General features: G+C 33.6%; 18 protein-coding genes. 8 read left to right on the forward strand and 10 right to left on the reverse strand.

Annotation, left to right across the window (positions count from 1 at the left end):
• Positions 1-33: 33 nt before the first annotated feature.
• Genes Q0770_RS06545 through radC form a run of 3 tightly spaced genes read right to left on the reverse strand, consistent with a single transcriptional unit; the run spans position 34 to position 2,713 of the window.
• Positions 34-720 carry a YjjG family noncanonical pyrimidine nucleotidase gene (locus Q0770_RS06545; RefSeq protein ID WP_299115242.1) on the reverse strand — a complete coding sequence of 229 codons (687 nt, stop codon included), beginning with the start codon at positions 718-720 and terminating at the stop codon, positions 34-36.
• Positions 713-2,011 carry a polysaccharide deacetylase family protein gene (locus tag Q0770_RS06550; protein WP_299115244.1) on the reverse strand — a complete coding sequence of 433 codons (1,299 nt, stop codon included), beginning with the start codon at positions 2,009-2,011 and terminating at the stop codon, positions 713-715. Before Q0770_RS06550 ends, Q0770_RS06545 begins: the two co-directional genes overlap by 8 nt.
• Positions 2,012-2,014: 3 nt before the next feature.
• A complete protein-coding gene (gene radC, locus Q0770_RS06555; RefSeq protein ID WP_299115246.1) occupies positions 2,015-2,713 on the reverse strand; it encodes a DNA repair protein RadC in 699 nt (232 codons plus the stop codon).
• Between the two features lie 52 nt (positions 2,714-2,765).
• Between radC and Q0770_RS06560 the strand changes: the two genes are divergently transcribed.
• The 6 genes from Q0770_RS06560 (at position 2,766) to Q0770_RS06585 (ending at position 7,723) form a co-directional block, all read left to right on the forward strand.
• A complete protein-coding gene (locus Q0770_RS06560; protein ID WP_299115248.1) occupies positions 2,766-3,209 on the forward strand; it encodes a DUF1569 domain-containing protein in 444 nt (147 codons plus the stop codon).
• Positions 3,209-3,802, forward strand: coding sequence for an FMN-binding negative transcriptional regulator (locus Q0770_RS06565; RefSeq protein WP_299115250.1), 594 nt, complete (start codon positions 3,209-3,211; stop codon positions 3,800-3,802). The genes Q0770_RS06560 and Q0770_RS06565 overlap by 1 nt, the downstream gene beginning before the upstream one ends.
• Positions 3,803-3,901: 99 nt before the next feature.
• Positions 3,902-5,746, forward strand: coding sequence for a PLP-dependent transferase (locus tag Q0770_RS06570; RefSeq protein ID WP_299115252.1), 1,845 nt, complete (start codon positions 3,902-3,904; stop codon positions 5,744-5,746).
• A gap of 1 nt (position 5,747) precedes the next feature.
• Positions 5,748-6,047, forward strand: coding sequence for an immunity 53 family protein (locus tag Q0770_RS06575; RefSeq protein ID WP_299115254.1), 300 nt, complete (start codon positions 5,748-5,750; stop codon positions 6,045-6,047).
• 74 nt (positions 6,048-6,121) lie between these two features.
• A complete protein-coding gene (locus tag Q0770_RS06580; protein ID WP_299115256.1) occupies positions 6,122-7,006 on the forward strand; it encodes a dienelactone hydrolase family protein in 885 nt (294 codons plus the stop codon).
• Between the two features lie 6 nt (positions 7,007-7,012).
• Positions 7,013-7,723, forward strand: a complete 711-nt coding sequence (locus Q0770_RS06585) for a membrane or secreted protein (RefSeq protein WP_299115258.1) — start codon at positions 7,013-7,015, stop codon at positions 7,721-7,723.
• 6 nt (positions 7,724-7,729) lie between these two features.
• On the opposite strand, the gene Q0770_RS06590 is transcribed toward Q0770_RS06585, so the two are convergent.
• Positions 7,730-9,133, reverse strand: coding sequence for a hypothetical protein (locus Q0770_RS06590; protein ID WP_299115260.1), 1,404 nt, complete (start codon positions 9,131-9,133; stop codon positions 7,730-7,732).
• A 93-nt stretch (positions 9,134-9,226) separates the two neighbouring features.
• On the opposite strand from Q0770_RS06590, the gene Q0770_RS06595 reads away from it, so the two are divergent.
• Positions 9,227-9,733: a hypothetical protein gene (locus tag Q0770_RS06595; protein WP_299115262.1), complete on the forward strand. Its 507-nt coding sequence runs from the start codon at positions 9,227-9,229 to the stop codon at positions 9,731-9,733.
• A gap of 16 nt (positions 9,734-9,749) precedes the next feature.
• On the opposite strand, the gene murC is transcribed toward Q0770_RS06595, so the two are convergent.
• The 6 genes from murC to Q0770_RS06625 all read right to left on the reverse strand — a co-directional run bounded on the left by murC (position 9,750) and on the right by Q0770_RS06625 (position 17,380).
• Positions 9,750-11,102: a UDP-N-acetylmuramate--L-alanine ligase gene (gene murC / locus Q0770_RS06600; protein WP_299115264.1), complete on the reverse strand. Its 1,353-nt coding sequence runs from the start codon at positions 11,100-11,102 to the stop codon at positions 9,750-9,752.
• 100 nt (positions 11,103-11,202) lie between these two features.
• Entirely contained in the window at positions 11,203-12,606 is a 1,404-nt protein-coding gene (locus Q0770_RS06605; RefSeq protein WP_299115265.1) for a TolC family protein, read from the reverse strand.
• Between the two features lie 3 nt (positions 12,607-12,609).
• On the reverse strand, positions 12,610-13,959 hold the full coding sequence (locus Q0770_RS06610) for an HlyD family secretion protein (RefSeq protein ID WP_299115267.1): 1,350 nt from the start codon (positions 13,957-13,959) through the stop codon (positions 12,610-12,612).
• Between the two features lie 9 nt (positions 13,960-13,968).
• Positions 13,969-15,630 carry a peptidase domain-containing ABC transporter gene (locus Q0770_RS06615; protein WP_299115268.1) on the reverse strand — a complete coding sequence of 554 codons (1,662 nt, stop codon included), beginning with the start codon at positions 15,628-15,630 and terminating at the stop codon, positions 13,969-13,971.
• A 7-nt stretch (positions 15,631-15,637) separates the two neighbouring features.
• Positions 15,638-16,312, reverse strand: coding sequence for a TetR/AcrR family transcriptional regulator (locus tag Q0770_RS06620; protein ID WP_299115269.1), 675 nt, complete (start codon positions 16,310-16,312; stop codon positions 15,638-15,640).
• 114 nt (positions 16,313-16,426) lie between these two features.
• Complete coding sequence (locus Q0770_RS06625) at positions 16,427-17,380, reverse strand: lipopolysaccharide assembly protein LapB (RefSeq protein WP_299115271.1); 954 nt, start codon at positions 17,378-17,380, stop codon at positions 16,427-16,429.
• 174 nt (positions 17,381-17,554) lie between these two features.
• Between Q0770_RS06625 and Q0770_RS06630 the strand changes: the two genes are divergently transcribed.
• Positions 17,555-23,674, forward strand: a complete 6,120-nt coding sequence (locus tag Q0770_RS06630; RefSeq protein ID WP_299115273.1) for an alpha-2-macroglobulin — start codon at positions 17,555-17,557, stop codon at positions 23,672-23,674.
• Positions 23,675-23,757: the final 83 nt, after the last annotated feature.

The raw sequence follows: 23,757 nt of genomic DNA on the forward strand, positions 1-23,757 counted from the left end.
GGGTAAATATAATTCTTGTTTTCCAATTATAATCTAAAACAATTCTTTTAGCCTTGCCAGATGAGTTATTTGCTTAAATCTATTCGTCTTATTGGTATTTGAATAATCAAAATGAATCGCATCTATACCTACATCAATAGCGCCCTGAATGTCGGCCTCGAGATTATCCCCAATCATTATACTATTTTCTGCTCGCGCATTTGCCAAATCTAATGCAAAATTAAAAATCTTAGGGTTTGGTTTTTTTACACCTACCATTTCCGAATTAGTAATTGTTGCAAAATACTGCTTGAGGTTTGAAGCTTTCATTTTGTTTTCCTGAGCTTCTTCAAAACCATTAGTTATAATATGCAACTCATATTTCTCGCTAAGATAATTTAGCACATCATGTGTGCCATCGAAAACATGATTAAATGAAGATAAATACGTAATATAATCTTCAGACAATACATGTATTAACTCGTCAGAAATTGACACCCCTATCTTATCAAAAGCATCTTTTAATCTTCCATATCTCAACTCAGCTTTTGTAATCTTTTCTTCTCTATATAATTTCCAATACTGAAAATTAATTGGCTCATAAACATTTAAAAAATCTTTTAAGCCTACATCTATATGATGCATCCCAAAGATTTTCTCGAAAGTTAAACCTGAGTTTTTATCAAAATCCCACAAAGTATGGTCTAAGTCAAAAAAAATATGCTTAATTGTATTACTCATTTACTGAATTTATAGTGAGATTAAATAGTTCTTTAAAGCCACTCCAAGCATTATCATCACTAACAGAATAGTTATGAAATACTGGGCTAAATGTACCATCTACCTGTTTAATGTTTTCTATAAAGCGTAATAAGTTTTCCTTCTTATCAAGTAAAGACTCGTATTTTAACAAGGCAAAATCCATAAAATGATATGGATGAATTTGCAATGGTGTTTGTACTTCATAGTCTAAATCATAAAACAAAAATGGCGTACACGTTCCTGCTCTAAAAGCTAGTTCATTAATATAACCCATAGTATGCTCTTGGGGTATTTCTAACTCAACCGCATTTCTATATGTTGTTGGAAGATTAAGTTTAGAATGCGAATTTCTAATAGCAAGCAAATTTACATTTGTTATACTCTCTAGTTTTTGTTTTTCTTTCTTTAGAATTTTTAAATCTTCTAATGCAAAATATGATGCTTTTAAGCCTATATTACAATAATCACCAACAGATTTTATTAACGATACAAATTGTTTTTTATTAATACTTATGTTTTTATCATAGGTAGAATAAGCACCAATTAAAAAGAAAACTGTAAACTTAAAGGGTACACTTTTTTGTCTATTTATTATCCAATTAAAAGTATCGAACGGATCTTTTTTAAATCCTGACAAAACAGATACTCGCTCATAGAATTGTCTAAACATAAGCCTAAAAACATCTCCAAAAACACCACCAATAGTTCTTAGCAATCCTTTATATTTATACTTATAAGCGCTTGGCACATCTATAATAGGTGCCACATTATACTTACGAGAAGGAAATTGATAATTAGGAAAACGCTCTTGTAAAACAGTTTTTAATTTAAAAGCCCAAATATCTACAATAGGTATATCAAGAAAATCTTCCTTTTTAGCTAAACTTTCTGTAGCTAAAAACCGTCCATAATCATCGTTGACATGAGGTAAATACTCTTCATAACGACTCAGCAAATAAAAAGAAGCCGCAAAAATGTCGTAAGGCAAATTACTACGTTCTCCCGTTGCAAAAAAACCTTTAGTATCATCCCAATCATTAACAGTGATATCTATATCTGATAAGCCTTGTTCAAAAAGCAGACTATGACTCCTTATAAATATCTCATTACTTAAAGGCTGCTTAGCATATGACATTTTTATTGAATCGTGTGCAATAAAATCTTCGATTTTTGATGTAAAAGACACTTCTAACCCTAAAATACGCTTGCATAAATGCTTAAATGTATAAGTTAATCTAGGAGTGATTTTATGTGTGTAAACTAGGAGCATCTATTACAATATATTTTCATCAGCAAAACTAAAGTATGCTTTTTCAGTTATAATTAAATGGTCTAGAACTTTTATATCTAAACTCAATGCTGCTGTTTTTAATTTTTGAGTAATATTTTTATCAGCTTCGCTAGGGTTTAATGTTCCAGACGGGTGATTATGACATAAAATTAAAGCAGTTGCTCCTACTTCTAGTGCTTGTTTCAATACCAAACGTACGTCAACTAAAGTTCCTGTAATTCCGCCTTTGCTAAGTTGTTGTTTATGTATAACTTTATTTGAGTTATTTAAGTACAGTGTCCAAAACTCTTCATGAGATAACTCTCCTAGTATTGGTTGCATGATATCATAAACGTCTCTACTACTCGTTATTTTTTCTTGTTTTACAACATCTTCTAATTTACGTCGTCTTCCTAATTCTAAAGCTGCAGCAATAGTAATAGCTTTTGCTTCACCAATGCCTTTAAATGATTGTAGTTGTTTAAGAGATAATTTACCTAAAGCATTAAGATTATTATCTACACTAGCCAATATACGCTTGCATAAATCTACAGCACTTTCTTCTCTACTCCCAGAACCAATAAGTATTGCAACTAATTCTGCATCGCTTAACGTAGATTTTCCTTTATCCCTGAGTTTTTCGCGAGGTTGATCATCTTGTGACCAGTTTTTAATTGAAAATGAAGTCGGCTTTTCTGACATGCACTAAAGATAAAAAATTGTAAATTTCAGAATCAATTAAAATTCAATTATTATGAAATCATTTTTTGAAGACGGTGTATATAACGAAATCTCAACGCGAATAAATAACTTAAACGAAGACACAAAAGCACAATGGGGAAAGATGAATCCTGGACAAATGCTACACCATTGCCAAATGCCATTAAACATTATTCTAGAAAAAGAAGATTATGGTGTAAAACCAAATTGGCTTGTTAATCTATTATTTAAGAAATCAATGTACAGCGATAAGTTATGGCGAAAAAACTTGCCTACAGCTCCAGGATTTAAAATTACAGATGACAAAAATTTTGAAGCTGAAAAAGTGGAAATTATTGCCCTTATTAACGAATTAAATACTCAGCGCGAAAGAGAAGACTGGCAACCTCATCCGGCATTTGGGAAATTAACAAAAGACCAATGGGGGAAAATGCAATACAAGCATTTAGACCATCACCTTAGACAATTTGGAGTGTAATGAATTATCCACCAAAACATCACCAGGATAATGACATCAATCACATGGTTGAAGTGATAAAAACCTACCCATTGGCTACAGTGATTTCTGTAAAAGATAGTCAACCTCTTATTACACATTTACCATTAGTTTATGAAAATGAAAAATTAATTGGACATATAGATATATATAACCCGCAGGCACAATTATTAAAAGATGATAATGATGTGACCATCATATTTGCTGGCCCTGAATGTTACATCTCTCCAAGTGTTTATACAACAACACAGTTACCTACTTGGAACTATATTAAAATACACCTCAAAGGCAAAGTAAAAGCTATTGAAAGCAAAGCAGCTTTAAAACAGTCATTAATTACAATGACAGAATTCTTAGAAGCACCCGACCATAAATACGTTCTTGAACCAGATAACCCAAGACTAGATAGAAATCTAAACTATATTGAGATGTTTGAAATTGAAATTACCAATTGGGAAGGCAAGTTTAAGCTCTCACAAGATAAAAATCCTAAAGATACTAGAGCAGCTCTAGAAGAACTAATAAAAGTTAACCAAGAAAGTATAAAACAATTTTTGGATAAGGTCTTTAAATAAAACGTAATTCTTTTACTTTTTCGCGACAAATACCTCGACTGTATTAAAAATTAAAATTTCTAATACTTTACCTTTGATGGGTAATAAAAGATGATCATAATGCAAAACCAAAATATCATAAACTACATAAAAGCCGTATTAGATAATATGCCAACAGATTGGTTGAATCTAACCACACATCGCCTAGATATCTACAACGAAAGGTTAGCCAAAACAGAATTTATAAATCAATTCGATATACTATTCAAAAACAATAACTCGGAAGCATCTGTACTTCAAGCCCTACCAACTGCTTATGACTACATTAGGTTAGGCCATCCGTTATCTTCTGTTTTTGAATGGGCAATTGCCAAAACTCATAATATTCAATCAGAATATGTGATTAATTTTTCGTCTCAGATCATGCCCATTCTGGCAGTTCTTAGAAAGAATTTACTCGATAACAAAGACACATTAATTGCATACAAAGAGAAATTACCTAACGAGTTTAATGCAGAACTTTTAAAACGTGTTTACGGTTATAGTTTTGAAACAAAACAGATTCAGAACGCAGAAGCTATACCTGAATTTAATGGTAGTGTTATTTACGTTTCTAATGAATACACTATAAGTACAAATCATCTAAACCCAAACATTGATTTTTACATCAATCTTTATGAAAATTTAGGTAGTGTTATTCTTATTAATGGCGAACAAAACCAAATCTACGTTTCAGAAATTCAGCATGTGAGGCGTCGAGAAAGTATTGCCATGACACCTCAAAATACCTTGACTGCTTTAAAAGCTTTGGTTGAAAACTCAACTCTAGAAACTAAAAACAGCAATCGTGAAGCGCATAAACAAGGTGTTTTAGAATCTATCAATACGGTTACAAAAACAACAGGCAAACCGTTAGTTGGCTCAAGCGGGTTGTCCATACAATATGCCATTATGATGGGGTTGATTGACGATGCGCAACAAAACCACCAAGGCAAAGCCATTAAATTTATTGTACCAACAAATTGCTACGGCGGTACAAACGACCAAGCCAGACGTGTTGCCGCTTGCAACAATAATGTTGACGTTGTAGACTTAGAAGTTGATGGCGACAATGATATGGTAAGCAGCTTAAAAACGGTTTTAGATGCTATTGCAGACCAAGATGCTATTCCGTATATCATTGCAGAAATTCCGACTAATCCAAGAGTTGAAGTTCCGGATTTGGAAGCGTTAAAAGCAATGCTTAATAAAGCCCGAAAAACAGCCTCAGGCGCTAATGCCACTTCTCCTGTATTTATTTTAGATCAAACCTTTTGCCCAAATATTCAGTTTTTAGCTGAAGGCAACATATTAGCAACAGGAAGAGCAATCTCTTATGCGAGTGGCTCTAAATTTCCTAGTGGTGGAAAATGCACTGCTGGTTATTGCGTGGGCAACAAAAATTCTGAAAGTCTTATGGGGAAGATTGCTATTCATCTATCGCTTTGCGATAATGAAGCTACAGATTTTCAGTATGAAGTTTTAGCAGAGCAAATGCCGTCTATGAATCAAAGAGTTGAAGCGGCTTATAAGAACACAAGAGAATTTGTAAACTTCATAAGTGAAAAGCTACCTGAAGCCAAAATCAACTTTGTCTCAGAAGAACTTGCGGCGCGAGGATTTACACCCTCTGTTTTTTCATTAGATCTATCAACAAAAGGAAATACAGATGAAGAAAGAGAGGCATACAAGCGAGAACTGAATCACAAGCTCATTAATTTAATGATTACTAAAATCCCAAATGAAAGTAAGTACTGCGTAAGCTATGGGCAATTAAAGGGTTGTTATTGGACTATACCTGCTACCTCAACCCAGGGCACCACCAAAGAAGGTGACAAAGACTATATTGCTCGTGTGGCACTTTCTGGGAATATGGATTTAGAACGTCATAAAGACATATTTCAAGAATTTGTAGCTGGTATTTAGGATGGATATTATAGACTGGATACAAGATTGGTTTGCAAATAACTGTGATGGCAACTGGGAAAAGAACGAAATTATTCAAATTACCAACATAAATAATCCGGGCTGGGAAGTTGAGATTGATATATCTAAAACTTCAATCGCTAAGCTCGAAGTCAAATGGATATTAAACGAAAATGGAAAACAAGATTGGTATGGTGTAAAAATTGAAAATCAAAAATTTACAGCAGCTGGTGATATTAAAAAATTGCCTTTCTTACTAAACCTGTTTCGTGAAATGATTGAAAAGGTGGAGCATCAGTAATGCTTGACTTTCAAATTAGATGCTCTAAAATTCGTAACTTACTGCAAGCAATTAACTTACTTTTTCGTATCATTATGAAAGACCTTAAAAAAGAAGACATCAACCAAGACGTATTTGATTTGTATGACGACTATGCGCATAACAAATTAAACCGCAAGCAATTTATTGAAAAACTTGGTATCTATGCTGTTGGTGGCCTAACGGTATCATCCTTGCTCAGTTTTATGTCTCCTAATTATTTAGATTCATTACTGGTTAAACCAGACGACCCAACTTTAGATTCTGAGTATATCAATTACGATTCTCCAAAAGGAGGTGGAACAATAAAAGGGCTTTTATCTAAACCTAAAGGTGCTAAAAAATTGCCAGGTGTTATTGTTGTTCACGAAAACAGAGGGCTTAATCCATATATTGAAGATGTCGGGAGACGTACCGCAAAAGAAGGTTTTATAAGCCTTGCTCCTGATGCATTATCACCTTTGGGCGGTTATCCAGGAAATGATGACGATGGTAGAGCAATGCAAAAAAAGCGTGACCGAAGTGAAATGCTCGAAGATTTTATTGCGGCTTATGATTACTTAAAAAATCATGAAAATTGCACAGGTAACGTTGGTGTAGTTGGCTTTTGTTTTGGCGGTTATATTTCAAATATGATGGCTGTGCGTTTACCAGAATTAGGGGCTGCAGTACCTTATTACGGCAGACAACCCGAAGCAGAAGATGCAAAAAAAATTAAAGCGCCACTACTACTTCAATATGGCGAATTAGATAAACGTGTTAACGCGGGATGGCCAGCTTTTGAAAAAATATTGAAAGAAAACAATATAGAACATACGGCTTATACTTATCCAGAAGTTAACCACGGTTTTCATAACAATACAACACCACGTTACGATAAAGAAGCTGCCAAGTTATCATGGGAACGCACCATAGCATTTTTTAAGAAGCATTTAAAATAAAACATAATGAAAAAATTAGCCTTATTCACTATCTCCTTCTTCGTTTACTTTACCATCAATGCACAAAGTATCATCGGTGCTTGGGAAAGTTTAAGCGTTTCAGAAAGTGGTAAACAACTAAAACATATTGTCATCTTTGCGGACGGTTACCAAGTATTAACGACTTATGAAGCCGATACAGGAAAATTTATTCACACAAATGGTGGCACGTGGAAATTAGAAGGTGATATAATGACCGAGAAAGTCGAATTCCATACAGATAACGCAGAGCTTATTGGCACTGAGTCTAACTTTAAAGTACGACTAACAGATAATGAAATTGAAGTTGTAGATACCGGCATGACCATGAAAAGAATAGACAATGGGTCGCCCGGAAAATTGCGAGGTGCTTGGCTAATGTCTGGAAGAATTAGAGACGGAAAAACACAATTACGCGATACAAATAGACCTCGAAAAACCATGAAAATATTATCAGGCACCAGATTTCAGTGGATTGCGTACAATACGGAAACCAAAGAATTTAAAGGTACTGGTGGCGGTACTTATACCACTAAAAATGGTAAATACACTGAGAATATTGAGTTCTTCTCAAGAGACAATTCCAAAGCTGGTTTGAGTTTAGAATTTAATTACGATTTAATTGATGGCAAATGGCACCATAGCGGTTCATCAAGTAAAGGACAACCCATCAATGAAATTTGGAGTGTTAGGGAATAATTAGACTTAATCAAATCGCTCGGTAATGTTGATTGGATATTTATCCATAATTCTTCTTCTTTCCTTATTTAATTTTTCGTCTCGATTGAATTGATTTTTATGAATTTCTGCATCAATAGCACTATAATCTTCGGCATCTCTTAACTCCTTGACAGCACTTTTATGAGCTGATAAAACATTGATATAATCTTGGTAAGTTGTATTATTATCATATCGATATTCAAAAATCGTTGATTCATCAACATAATTACGTAACTCTTGTTTTAGGTTATCGATTGAAAACCCTATCCCATTAACTGAAATTTCATGAGAAACATCAATTACTATTGTGTCAGTAAAAACCCTATTACCATAAATACTAAACCTCTCTGGTTTTGGAGGACTTGCATACACATCTAACTTTTCAATTGATGAAGAAATATCATGCGTAATTCTATTATTATAAAATTTAGATGAAGACTCATTGGTGTTTAGAATTTCATAAATTAATCTATATTTTCCTGAATCATAAATCTCTAATTCAAATTCTTTTATAGATTTTATTGGTAAATCTTTATTAGCTCTTAATCTGGGTGAGTTTCTATATGTCTCATATACTAACATGGATGAATCCCATTTTCTGATATGACTAAAAACTTCATGTAATTCAATATTTTCATTTTCTAAAGTGAAAATTGCAACTTTGCCATCAGGCTTAAAATCCATTTTAAAAACTAATTCCCAATAATAATTACGTCTTCCATCTTTATATTCATGTAAACTTGATGGCACATCTACTGTTGGATTTTTTGCTAACATTTTCTCATCAAATGACTTGTAATCGACAACTTCTATTTTACTTAGTATAAAAGTTAAGCTAAAAAAGGTAATAAAGTGTATTAGTGAAATTCTCCAACGCCTTTTTCTCAACACCAAAGAAATTGTTTTCCAAGAATCAAAATAAAGAACAGTAATTAATAATACTGATGGAATAGCAAAATTTTCAATGAAAGCAGAACCCATGTGGTTTGATGCAAATGCAGCAAATAAAAACCAAATTTTAGCAAACCAATGTATAAAGTTGAATCCTAAAAAATTTTGGTCATTCATAATCCTATTTCGCTTATTGTTTCGATGAGAAAACATTTTTTGAGGACGACTAAATAAAAAATTAATTGCAATAGAGTTACCCATTAGCATTGAAATAGCTGCAAAAAACAGGTTGTAGAACCTTCGTTCACTTTCTGGAACGATGATGGGACGATTTTCAAAATCTAAAAAAAGCATCCGGTCTGTTTCTCGCAAGACGAAAAAGAAACTATATATTACCAATGCTGAAATTAAACCTAACAGAATAGACAACACAATTCTCTTTTTCGAAATTGCATTGAAACTTAGTTTTGAGTCATAAAACAGACGGTTAAATTTCATAAGTCTACGTAATGTATTATTAGTATAAAATAGCTATTCTTTGTTACTAGGTAAAACCAATAAATTGATATATTGTCATATAATATATATTAGATGAAAGCTTTATTTTATATTCTACTAATCCCAGTGTTTATATTAAATGTGAATGCTCAAGAGGTAATTGATTTTGACGATTTATATATCGACACTAATAACTTAGCGTATAAATTTTCCAATGACTCACTTTTCTCAGGCATATGTGAAAAAAGACGTAGGAACAAACATTTAGTTTTAGAAGAACATTTTGAAAAAGGAGTTATTACAATAGCGAAGTACTATTACAATGGGAAAAAGAGAATTGTTTCTGATAGTGTGGTTTATAACGTTTTAAAACCTTTTGAGTATAAAACTATCTATTATTTTGATTTAGATTCTAATCTCCAAGAAAAAGAGAGTTATGATGAAACTGGTAAATATATTTTAAAAGAGGAATTTGAAGATGGGAAACTAATATATAGCTGCCAATATAATGGAAAGAAAAAGCATGGTAAAGAATTCTGTTATTCTAAAGATGGAAAACTTTTAGAGTTTGAATATAATAATGGTAAAAAATTAAAATAGAATAAGTCTTTTAATTTTAAAAAAGCTCTTTTACCTCATCAAAATCCAAACCACCGTAATTACCCGAGCTCATTAAAAGCAGAGCTTTATTTTCAAAATTCTGTGAGAATAAAAAGTCTTTAAAATCCTGTGGATTGGTATAGATAATTAAATCATCACGTTCAAAAGCATCAGCAATTTGTTGGTGCGAGACTTCTTCGAGTTTTTTAATTTCAACAGCGTGAGGTGAGTAAAACACAACAGCTTTGCCAGCTGCATCAATTGTGCCTTTGTATTCTTTTAAAAACTCCGCATTAAGGCTGCTATAAGTATGCAATTCTAAGCAAGCTAGTAATTCTTTGTCTTTGTATTGTGCTTTTACAGCCTCAGTAGTGGCCTTTACTTTACTTGGTGAGTGTGCAAAGTCTTTATAAGCCACAGCCGTTTTAGACTCCGCTATTTTCTCCAAACGTTTACTCGCACCTTTAAAGGTAGAAATAGCTTCGTAAAAGTCGTCCTCATCAATACCCATATGCTGGCAAATCCATTTCGCGCCTGCTAAATTATTCAAGTTATGTGCGCCAAAGACTTCAATTGGCATTGGACCTTCAGGGGTTTCTAAAAGTGTTTCTCCGTTTTCAACTTCGTATTGTGGCGTTTGGTACGGTAATTTTCTAATCTGGTTTTCAGACGCTTCCACCACACGTTTTACTTCGGCATCTTCTTCATTGTAATTAATACTTCCACCACGGACTATTGAGTCTACAAAAATGCTAAACTGCTCCACATAATTTTCATAGGTTGGAAACACATTAATATGGTCCCAAGCTATTCCGCTTAGCAACGCAATATTTGGTTTATATAAATGAAATTTTGGACGTCTATCTATCGGAGAACTTAAATATTCATCACCTTCTAAAACTATAAAATCATTGTCTTCGGTCAATTTTACCATGATATCAAAACCTTCAAGTTGTGCGCCGACCATATAGTCGACATCTCTATCGTGGTAATGCATCACATGCAAAATCATGGACGTTATCGTTGTTTTCCCATGGCTTCCACCAATAACAACTCGTGTTTTATCTTTAGATTGTTCGTACAGAAACTCAGGATAGCTATAAATCTTAAGACCTAAGTCTTGAGCTTTTAGCAGCTCAGGATTATCGGCTTTGGCATGCATACCTAAAACAATAGCGTCCAAATCAGACGAAATTTTTTCTGGAAACCAACCAAATGACTCAGGTAATAAACCTTTAGCTTCTAATCGTGATTTTGAAGGGTCAAAAATAGTGTCGTCACTTCCTGTGACTTTGTAACCTTTATTGTGAAGCGCTAAAGCTAAATTATGCATTGCTGCACCACCAATGGCGATAAAATGTACGTTCATTTGGTAAATATAAAATTTAGTCTATTAAAAAGGAATTAACGTATTAGATTTCTCGATTAATGCTCGAAATGACAATACTTGTTTCACCTCTTACTTATCACTATAACTCAGGATTAACTGCCAAACTATTAAATAACTTTGCTTTAGTGTTGAAAAATTTATTCTGAATTTCTATAGCTTTAAGTTGACCTTCTATAAGTTTTGACTCACGAGAATTGACTAGAAACAAAGAGCTTTCGCCTAATTGAAACTTGCGTTCTTCGGCTTTTAGCATTTGTTGATAGTCGCCTACCATTTGTACTGTGATTTCGTTTTGGGTAACATAAGAATCTAACTCTTGCTTTAGGCCATTAATCTTATTCTGAAGATTAACGCGAGTGGCATCAATTTCAAATTCAGTATCGCTTAATTTTATCTTAGCCAACTTTAAATCACCACGTTCCTTTCTTAAAAATAGAGGCGTACTTATTTTAAAACCACCTTTGTACTCTTGTGTATTAAATGAGCGTGCGATATCTGGCGTTTCCGTCAGAAAATTGTATTCTAAATCTACACGTGGCAACAGCATATTAGCTTTCAATCGTCTTTCTACATTCAAACTTTGGCGCTTAAAATCTAAAGATTGCATTTTTGGATGCACATCTATAACAAGCTCTTGACTTCGTAATTGGTCTAAATTAAAAGTAGTATCAACAATTGGCTCTGAATTAATATCTGGGATAACATTTGGCTGTAACTCCACAGGAATATTGTTATCTAACCACAGAAAAGTTGATAGTTCTAAGGAAGCTTTCAGTAGTTGCACGCGCGACTGTTCTAAGCTTAGTTTTCTACTATTTAAAGCTATCCGAGCTTCTGTGGCATCAATCTGTGCATTTTCGCCTAATTCTACACCTCGAACAACACCACGATATCGTAACTCAGCATTGGTCAAGAAATTTTCGAAGAGCTTTAATTCATTATATGCTTTTAACCATTTAAAATACACCTTTGATGCTTCAAACAGAATATTATTGACATAAATATCTCTATCTGCCTTGGCTTGCTCTCTAAATAATTTAGCTTGCTTTAGCGATGCCATTCTATCATTAATTAGCAATCCTCTTAAAACTGGGACTGATACACCAGCAGAGTACAAACCTCCGTCTGGTATAAAATTTTCAGGATTTAAAAAATCTCCCGTATTCTCTTCAAAAGATGCTTTTAGCTCTACTCCAAACCATGTTGGTACTTTAAATGTACCATTGAGTTGTTCCCAATATTCTGTGCCTTTAAGTCTTTTCTTATCATAATCAACATCAATTTTTGGATCAAATGCACCTCGGGATTTTAATAATTTCGCTTGGCTTTCGTCAATAACCAGATTAGCTTGTTTGACAATAGGATGAAATTTTTTGACATAGCCCAAATACTCATCAAATCGTAACACATTTGCTAGACTATCTGATTGAGAAAAACCAGAGAGGCCAAAAGCCAATAGAATAAATGAAATTAGATTTTTCATTGATTACTTCTTTTTTGCTTCTGTATTTTCGATAGGTTGATAATAATTTGGTGGAAAACCATTGAGTTGCCTCCATAACTCAAACCAAATTGGAACATCGTCTAATAATGCCATTGTAAATGCACCTGAGCCTGCACGTACATCTTTTGGCCATGGATGGTCTTCTGAGTCTGGTTTAAGTAGCACTCTGAACTTACCGTTTGGACTTATAAAACGCTCTACAGCAACAACCTCAGCACCATATGTCCCATAAGAGACATTTGGCCAACCACTAAAAATGATTGCTGGCCAACCATCGAACTGTACACGGACTTTCTCGCCTTTGTGGATCAATGGCAAATCTATTGGCTCTACAAAAGTCTCAACGGCCAAATCTACATTTGCAGGAATGATTCCAACGAGCTCCTCTCCTTCTTTAAACGTTTGCCCAATACCACCACGCAATGCTGTATTTATAAAACCATCGTATGGTGCTGTTATGTATAACAATCCATTACGTATACTGTAATTAGACACATCACTATCTAGTTTTTGTACTTGAGCTTCTGAATCGAACTGATTGGATTGTGCTGAAAATTTCTCGCTTTGTGCTTTTGATATCTTATCAGCATATTCGGCTTTCAGCTTAGAAACCTCAATCTTTGCATTAAGCACACCGTTCTTACTTGCCAACAACTTAGCTTCTTGAGAAATACGCTTAGCTTCTGTTTCCTGTAATTTTACCCGAGCATCTTCAACACGTTTAAGTGCTGTAAATCCATCTTTAAATAAAGATTCTGCACGGTCGTATTTGGTCTGCGCGATACTTAAATTGGTCTTTGCAGCTTCTAAGTCTATACTGTCTGCTTGGACTTTTAATTCAGATTGATATATTTTGTTCTGTGCCTGTTCAAGTTTTAATCGTCTTTCACTTGACAACGCAGAAATACGAACATCTTGTGCTTTTACCTTACCAGCATAAGACTCAACGGCAAACGCTTTTGCATCACGTTGGTTTTGTGTTCGCTGCACCAAATTTGGATCAAAGTATTCACTCTTGATTTCAGCGATTTTCATGATGGTATCACCCTTTTTAACTTCATCACCTTCGCGTACAAACCACTGCTGTATACTACCAGGAATTGGTGATTGTATCGTTTGTGGTCGTTGTTCTGGTGTTAATGTTGTGACTTTACCACGCCCAGATATATTCTGGGTCCAAGGCAAAAAGAGTGTTATAAAACCTACTATGGTAAATCCAGCCAAAAAACGACGCCACAGTTTATAATAATCTTTATTAAAAACGAGCGCTGCAGATTTAAACTTAGATAAATCTACTTCTTTATTTAAAGCGTTACGAGATATATTTAACATGGCTTATGTTTAAATGATTTGACCTTTTTGAAGGTTAATAACTTGAGAACAACTGCTAATCCATTCTTCATTAAAACTTACAACTACTAATGACCAAGGATGTTTAGCATCTGTCAAGTAATTAATTATTCGTTTGGTTTCTGCAACTTCAAAATGTTCTAATGGCTCTTCTAAAATGAGCATATGAGGTTGTTTTAAAATAGCTCTTGCCAACATTATCTTTTTGGAAACTGTAAACGGAATTTGTCTACCTTCAGGATAAATGATGGTGTTTAAACCTAACTCTGTTTCTTTTAGATAATCTGTTAATCCTACAACTTTTAAAACTGCTTCGATAGTACTTGTAGTTACTGATGTATCACCAAGTGTTAGATTCTCTTTAATTGTACCTTCAAAAGGTGTTTCGTCACTAAGCACTAATCCCAAGTGTGACCTGTAACTATTCAGCGACAAGTTACTTATTGCGGTATCATTAAGGAATATTCGTCCTTTACTTGGATTAAGAAGTCCAGAAATAATTCGGATGAGACTCGATTTACCTGAACCGCTTTCGCCTTTAATTAAAATTCTACTTTTTGAATTGATATTAAAAGACACATCCTTTAGAATTGGTAAACTTCTATTTGGTACTTTATAAGAAACATTATCTAATTCAATTTTGAAATCCTTATCAATGCTAACTAACTCTCCTTCTTGTGATTCGATTTTCTTGTCAACTACTTGCCCCATTTTTTCTAAAGAGGTTAGCACATCATAGAAAGACTCTAGAGCTAGGATTAGTTTTTCAACAGAAGCAATGACCAGTAAAATGATAATTTCAGCGGCTACAAATTGTCCGATATTCATCTCTTGATTAAGCACTAGTAACCCACCAATAATAAGTAATCCAGCAGTTACTAAAACTTTGAAACCAATCATTTGAATAAACTGAATTATCAGAATTTTGAAATGGCTCTCTCTGGCTTTAAGATAGCCTTCGACAAGCTTATCGTTTTTATCTACAGCTAAAGATGTTTTTCCTGAAATTTTGAAACTCATTATAGATCTCGCCACTTCTTGAATCCAATGCGCCACCATATATTTTTTCTGAGATTCTAGTAGACTTGTATTCATACCACTTTGAATGGTATACTTAAATACAACATAAATGAGTAGTATAAGTAAAACACCAAAAGCTATAAAAAACGGATGATAGAATGACAGTAAAATCAGTGCAAACAAAATCTGTAGAACCGCAGCAGGAACATCAATAAGTAGTTTTGCCAGACCTTTCTGGACTGCCAAAACATCAAAGAAACGGTTAGCCAATTCTGGTGGATAGTAATTGTATAATTGGTCCATTTTTATCTTAGGAAACCTATATGTAAACTCAAAAGAAGCACGCATGAATAAGCGCTGTTGGACCGTTTCTATAATTCGCATTTGCATGAATTGCAACACACCTACAAAAGCAACACCAATTGTTACTAAAACAACCAATACAATCCATGATGTACTAACTTGAGCACCTTGAATTAAGTTGATAATAGCTTGAATACCTAAAGGCAAAGTCAAGTTGATTAATCCGGCAAATACAGCATAATATATGACTTGAAATAAATCTTTACGCTCAAGTTTAAGCAGGCCTAAAAACCGCTGCCATGGCGTTAATACAGGAATTTCGTTACTCATCTTTGTCTTAAGATTTAATAGCGTTAATTGTTAATTCTTGGAAAAATTTTGTTGGTGTAACGGTTTCGCTACAATCTGTAATTGATGTAAAATGTTCTTTTAAGAAATGTTGGTGTAATGCACCCTCTATTATAGTACTAGAAATACTTGACGCGTATTTATAGTCTGCATTAATAGTTAAAATCATATCACGAAGTCGAGTAATTAAACGCTTATAAACCACGAAGTACCCTTCTTTGTTTTCGCTATCAACTTCTTTAGTTAAGTATGATTTTGAATATTCATTAATAATGATTTGATTAAGCTTTATCTCATTAATATGCAAGAAATCGTTATCCTCCTTTATGGTTCTTGTCACAACCTCAATGGCTTTCAATAATTTTTCTGTTGGGTTAGGCAAATTAGATGTAGAGAATACCAATTGATATTCAATCCAAGCCCAATACCAAGATGTTAGATATAAAAGAAGTTTATGCTTACTTTCAAAATAGCGATAAATAGAACTCTCGTTAGAACCAATTTTAGTTCCTAATTTTTTGAATGTAAAACTATCAAAACCTATTTCATCAATTAAAAGAATACTATGACCTATAATACGCTTTCCTAAATCTGAAGATTCTGGATCTTTTAAAAAGATTTTTTCTGGTACCGAAATCTTAATAGTTGAGAGTAGACTTTTCATATTTAATTATTTAAGACGCAAATTTAATAGTATTACTATCAATTTTGCGAATAATTAACATATATTTAGGCTAAATGACTCAGCTTGAGGTATTAATTCAGTAAAAAAGCGTTTTTATTTTCTTGAAATCGCAGCTTTTTCTTTTAAAGCTTGCTTAAAATCTGAACGGATAGTAAGGGCTTTGTCTATATATGACAAGGCTTTTTCTTTGTTGTTTTTGTGTTTATATATTTGAGCTAATCTATAATAAGCCCATTCTTTAGGTACACCATCAGCAGCAGTATAGTTTTGTATATACTTAAGCAGACATTGTTCTCCTTTATTTAATTGAATGTTATAGTCTGCAGAGACTTTACCTAATTGATAATGTAACGCATTACGGTTGTGTTTTTTCTGAGAAGCCTCAATTGTTTCAATAGCTTTTTGAGGTTGGTTTTGAGATTCGTATAGATTAGCTAATTTCTCAAAACAATTAACAGAACCTCCAACAGCTACAGCTTTTTTATAATATTTTTCGGCGAGTTCTGGCTCATCGTCATATTCGTAAATATAGCCTTTGGCCAAATAACCATCAACCTTCGATAGTGCTTCTAGTTCATTAGCATACTTCAATGATTTCTTTTTACTTCCACCGACGATTCCCGGTAATGACATATATAGTTCTACCAAAGCCCAGCGTGTGTCTATATGATTTGGGTCTAGCTCAGCAGCTTTTAAAAAAGCCTTTTTTACATCACCAATAATTCCTAAAGCTCTTAACTTACTAATACTTAAAGCTTTCATCCCTAAGGCGCCGCCGTACTTGTAATGGTAGTTGGCATTTTTAGCATCTAATAGCGTTAGCTTTTTGTATTGCTCGATAGCTTCATCCCACTTTTCTTGATAACCATATGCATCTCCTAATAATTCAATTCCTTTTTTATCTGTCGAATTGTTTTGCACATAAGTCTGCATTAACGCTTCGGCCTTAGTGTATTGTTTTTTATTAAAAAAAGTCTCTACGCGCTCAAAATCACTTTGACCAAAAGTTATAAATGGGAATAATAAAAGGAGGACTACTTTTTTCATATACAGCTAACAAAAATACAACTTGTATTATTATAAATTGACGCTATTATTTTTCTTTGCTTACAACTGTTTCCCTTTTAAAATTACTAACTTCACTCATCTAAGTCCTAGATTGACTTAAATTGTGTTTTTTGGAATACCTTTTGAAGGTATTTTGTTGCAAATACTAAAATCATGAAACAATACATAACCATTTTTATGCTCATATGCTTCGCCTCTTTTTCTTCTGCTCAATCCAAGTATTACGATACACAATGGGAAGCTGTGCAGAAATTAGAAAATGAAGGCTTAACTAAATCTGCTTCAGAATTAGCAGATAAAATCTATATCAGAGCTAAAGGTGATGAAAATAAAGTTCAGAGAACCAAAGCATTGCTTTACCAAAGTAAATACATGCAAATTCTAGAAGAAGATTCGCAATTAAAAATTGTAAACAATTTTAAATCCGAAATAGCATCTAGCGACATAGTTACCAAACGTTTATTGGAGAATATATTAGCTAATTTGTATTGGCAATATTTCCAACAAAATAGATACAAGTTTTATAACCGCTCTAAGACAGAAGAAAAAGTAAATGACGACTTTAGAACATGGGATTTAAAAACACTTTTTGCAGAAATACACACTTATTTTCAAAACTCATTACAAAATGGTTTAATGCTTCAGCAAGAGCCTTTAGAGAATTACAATGCGCTATTAATTAATACCAAAAACTCTAAAATATATAGACCTACACTCTATGATTTTTTAAGCTATAATGCCTTAGATTTTTATAAAACTCCAGAAAATACAATTACTCAACCTGCATATAAGTTCGTCATTGATGATTCAAAATATATAGCACTAAGTGATAAGTTTATTAACCTAAATATTACATCTAAGGATTCGGTTAATCTTCAACTTAATGCGTTAAAAATTTATCAAAATCTTTTAAAATTTCATCTAAAAGATAAAGCATCAAAAGCGTTTGTGTCGGCAAATATTGAGCGCCTAAATTTTGTAAAGCAGAATGCTACTTTTACCAATAGAGATATCGAGATTATAAAAACTTATGAGGCTGAGTTAAATACTGTAAAAGACAATCCAGTTTCAGCACTATATAGTTTTGAGATTGCTAGTCATTTGGTAAATCAAGGCTCTACTTTCAATCCAAAAGCTAAAGACAATTCTGAAGATATCAGATGGAAAAACAAAGAAGCTTTAACGCTCTGCAATACTATTATTTCAGAATTCCCAGAGAGTGATGGTGCAAAAAAGTGTGAGGTATTAAAAGCACGAATTCTTCAACCAAGCCTAAATTTAAAAACAGAACGCTATATTCCAATAGACAAACCAGCACTTATTTTAGTTAATTACAAAAACCTTGAAGCACTTAATTTTGACATACATAAAGTCAGTCTTTCAAAGATTAAAAAGTTTAATCAACTCTATAGAACAGAAGAAAGAAAACAGTTTCTATCTAAATTAAAAGTTCATAAGAGCTTTACAAGTCAGCTTAAAAATGAAAATGATTACCAAAATCACAGCATCGAAGTTGTACTACCAAATTTAGAAAACGGACTCTATATTATTGTTGCAAAAACAAGCACTTCAGTTTTTGCGACTGCCGATATACAAGTTACTGATTTAGCAATGGTACAAACTCAGGAAAATGATAAAATCACCTATCAAGTTATTGATAGGAATAATGGAAACCCTATTGTAAATGCTAAAGCAGAATTAAGATATAGAGCTAATAGAAATTACGATAAAGAACTCAGTAAATCATTTACGACGGACCAATACGGCAAGTTTTATTTTAATAAAAATAATAATACCTACAACTCAGCTTATGCTATTATTAAAACGGGTAATGACACAGGTGTTTTCGGCGAGTCATATATAAGTAGACTTCGCAATAGACAGGAGAATACTACGACTAACTATATGACTCATATTTTCACAGATAGAAGCATATACAGACCTGGACAAACGGTTTATTTTAAAGGTATTTCTACTAAAACAGAGCTTAAAAACACCACTGTAGTTTCTGGTGAAAAAGTCACAGCAACGCTCCATGATGTTAATGGACAACAATTGAGTGAACTAATACTTACCACTAATGACTATGGGTCTTTTAATGGCGAGTTTATTTTACCAAATGGCGGGCTTACTGGTGATTTTGCCATAAGAACTGTGTCAGATAAAATGGGCACTTACAGCGAGTACTTTTCTGTTGAAGAGTACAAACGTCCAAAATTTGAAACTAATTTTACACCTGTTACAGAAACTTATAAGGTTAACGATAGCGTAATCGTAAAAGGTAATGCCATTGCCTTTTCAGGTAGTAATATCACGGATGCAAAAGTAGTCTATCGCGTAAAGCGACAAGTCCGTTTGCCACGTTGGTATTATTGGAGTCGTCCTAGTTACAATTCTGAAGCACAAGAAATCACTTTTGGAGAAACTAAAACGAACAATAAAGGTGAATTTGAAGTGACCTTTAAAGCTCTTCCTGACGAAAGTGTATCTAAAGACAATTTACCTGTTTTTAATTACGAAATCACGGCAGATGTTACTGATATTAATGGCGAAACCCGAAGCACCTCAACAACAGTTAGAGTAGGCTATCATGCACTCACAGCAAATATACAAGCACCTCAACGTATTGATAAATCTAAAAAAGAAACAGAGTTAACTATTAACACGTCTAATCTTAATGGCGAATTTGTTCCTGCAAAAGGACGTATAAAAATCTACAAGCTCAACGCTCCAAATGCTGTTTTACGTTCTCGTCCTTGGCAAGCTGGAGATTATAAGATGTTGACGGAAGAGGCCTTTAAAAAACAATTCCCGCATTGGTCCTATGATAACGAAAATCGTATAGAAAATTGGAGCAAAAGCAAAGTGATTTTTGAAACCCAATTTGATACTGAAAAATCAAAATCAGTACTCTTAAAACGAATAAAAAAATGGACTTCTGGTGCATATCTCATTACTCTAGAAACCAAAGACAAGTTTGGGCAAGATGTAAAAGATAAAACCTACACCATGCTTTATAGTGATGCTGACAAAACATTGGTAGACCATAAATTATTTGATATTAGCTTAGATAAAACCGAATATCAAACCAATGATACGGCAATACTAAATTTTGGAAGCTCAGCTAAAGACCTAACAGTAACGATTGAAATAGAAAAGGATAAAAAAATTACTAAAACGCAACTTTATAAGCTTAGCAACTCTAAGCAAAGCATAAAACTACCTATTGGCAAAGATGACCTTGGTGGGTTTGTAGTGCATTACAGTTTTTCAGCATTTAATTATTATGTATCTAGCTCAGTAAAAATTAATGTGCCTTATCCAAAAACCGATTTACAAATCGAGACCAGTACATTTAGAGATAAGCTACAACCAGGACAAGATGAAACATGGCAGTTTAAAATCAAAGGACCAAAAGGCGATAAAGTTGCAGCTGAAGTTCTGGCAAGTATGTATGATGCTTCTTTAGACGAATTTAAACCACATAACTGGGATTTTAGCCCAATATCTAAACCTTCATATTATACAAATGCCTATAAGAATAGTAATCTAAGTTTTGGCACTTCTACATTTAGAAGAAATAATAGCTTTAAAAGCATCCCAAGTTATTCGTATCAAGGCTTTGATAGATTGAATTGGTTTGGGTTTCGTTTTGGAAATAATAGAATGCAATTTAGGCGAAAAGCCATGGCATTAGAAAATAGCGCATCAGAGAAGAAACTTCAAGCTGTAATGGTAGATGAAATGGAAGTGATGAGCATCGCTGATGCATCTGATACTGCAGATAAGGAGTTTGATGATTTCAATTATTATAGAGGTAGTGTTTATAACAAAGATTCGAAAAAAGCAATTGTCTTTAACAGCAGAGAAGAAACTGATGGATTAAATATTATATCTGAAATAACAAATAAAAATATTGATTCGAAAAAAATCCAAATCCGCAAAAACCTTCAGGAAACCGCATTTTTCTTTCCGCAATTACAAACGGATAAAGACGGTAATGTAAGTTTTAATTTTAAAGCACCTGAAGCGTTGACCAAATGGAAATTACAATTACTAGCTCATACCAAAACTTTAGAAAGTTCAGTAGCACAATTTGAAACTGTGACTCAAAAAGAATTGATGGTGCTACCAAATGTGCCTCGTTTTTTACGTCAAGGTGATGCTATTACCATAAGTACAAAAATTGCAAATCTTACAGACAAAGCATTATCTGGGCAAGCACAATTAATCTTAGAAGATGTTATTACAGGTAAAGACATTTCAGAACAACTTATTGGGTCGAATGCAGTCGAAAATTTTTCTGTAGACGCTAAAGGCAATACGCAAGCGAGTTGGACATTAAAAATTCCAGACAACATCCAAGCTGTGCAATACAAAATCATTGCAAAATCTGAAGATTTTAGTGATGGCGAGCAAAACGTTTTGCCTGTTTTAACAAACAGAATGCTGGTTACAGAAACCTTACCAATGTGGGTGCGCTCTAATCAGACCAAAACATTTACTTTAGATAAGCTAGCATCAACAACATCGTCAACACTTAAACATCATAAGCTAAGTTTGGAAATCACGTCTAATCCAGCATGGTATGCTGTGCAAGCGTTACCTTATCTAATGGAATATCCATATGATTGTAATGAGCAGACCTTTAGCCGTTATTACGCCAATGCTTTGGCGCAACATATTACCAAGTCTAATCCAAAGATTGAAGCTGTTTTTAACCAATGGGCGTCTCAAGACGCACTTATCTCAAGCCTAGAAAAGAACAACGACTTAAAATCTCTTTTAATAGAAGAAACACCTTGGTTACGTGATGCCCAATCCGAAACGGAACAGAAAAAACGTATTGCTTTATTATTCGATTTAAACAAAATGAATAATGAGTTGCAATCTTCAATACGCAAACTAAAAACCAATCAACATAACTCTGGTGCTTGGCCTTGGTTTAATGGCGGAAGAGATAACAGATATATTACACAGCATATCATTTCAGGTTTTGGTCACTTGAAACAACTTGGAGTCAATTCGACAGAGCAAAGCGACGAGAAATCTCAAATGATTGAAAAAGCCATTCAATATTTAGACAAAGAATTTGTAAAAGAATACAAGAACCTTAAAAAGTACAACTCTAAAGTAGACTTAGACAAAGACCATTTGTCCTACACACAAATGCACTATTTATATGTTCGTAGCTTTTATCCAGAAATTAAAACTTCAAATGAGGTCAATAAAATCATGGATTACTACAAAGGTCAAATCCAAAAGTATTGGTTGAGTCGTTCTCTATACGCCAAAGGTTTAATGGCGTTAATTATGCATAGAAATAATGATAGTAAAACTGCTGGCAAAATCATGAAATCTCTAAAAGAGAATAGTATTACTTCGGACGAATTAGGCATGTACTGGAAAGCCAATATGGCTTCTTGGTATTGGCACCAAGCACCAATCGAAACACAAGCGCTATTGATTGAAGCCTTTTCAGAAATTGAAAATGATACCGAAACGATTGACAACCTTAAGATTTGGTTACTTAAAAATAAGCAAACCAATAAATGGGAAACAACTAAAGCAACAGCCGAAGCAGTTTATGCATTATTACTTCAAGGTAGTGAATGGCTAGATGCTACAGAAGCTGTTGATGTTACTGTTGGTGACGAAGCTATTTCACCTTCAAAATTAGAAAACGTAAAAGTTGAAGCTGGTACAGGTTATTACAAAACCTCATGGAATGGTAATGAGATACAGCCTGAACAAGCAAAAGTCACCCTATCTAAAAAAGGAGAAGGTATCGCTTGGGGCGCCATGTACTGGCAATATTTTGAAGATTTAGATAAAATTACTTCAGCAGAAACACCTTTAAAACTAGAGAAAAAACTATTCTTAAAAACAAATACAGATCGTGGTGAGGAAATTTCTGAAATCACAGAAGACACCAAACTCAATGTTGGTGATTTGGTTAAAGTCCGAATAGAATTACGTAGCGACCGCGATATGGAATTCTTACATCTTAAAGATATGCGTGCTGCTGGTTTTGAGCCTATCAACGTGTTATCACAATACAAGTGGCAAGATGGTTTAGGTTACTATGAGAGCACAAAAGATGCTGCAACTAACTTCTTTATAGACTTTTTGCCAAAAGGTGCTTATGTTTTTGAATATGATTTGCGCGTCAATAATGCTGGTGACATGAGTAATGGCATTACAACAATACAGTCCATGTATGCACCAGAATTCAGCAGTCATAGTGAGGGAATTAGAGTTACTGTAGAATAGCATTTGTTAGTTTATCGCCGTGAAATCGACAAAACTCAAGTGAGGTCAAAAAATATAATTTGTATCTTACTTATCTAACTAAT

The organism is uncultured Winogradskyella sp., from assembly GCF_947501905.1.
Lineage (GTDB): Bacteria > Bacteroidota > Bacteroidia > Flavobacteriales > Flavobacteriaceae > Winogradskyella.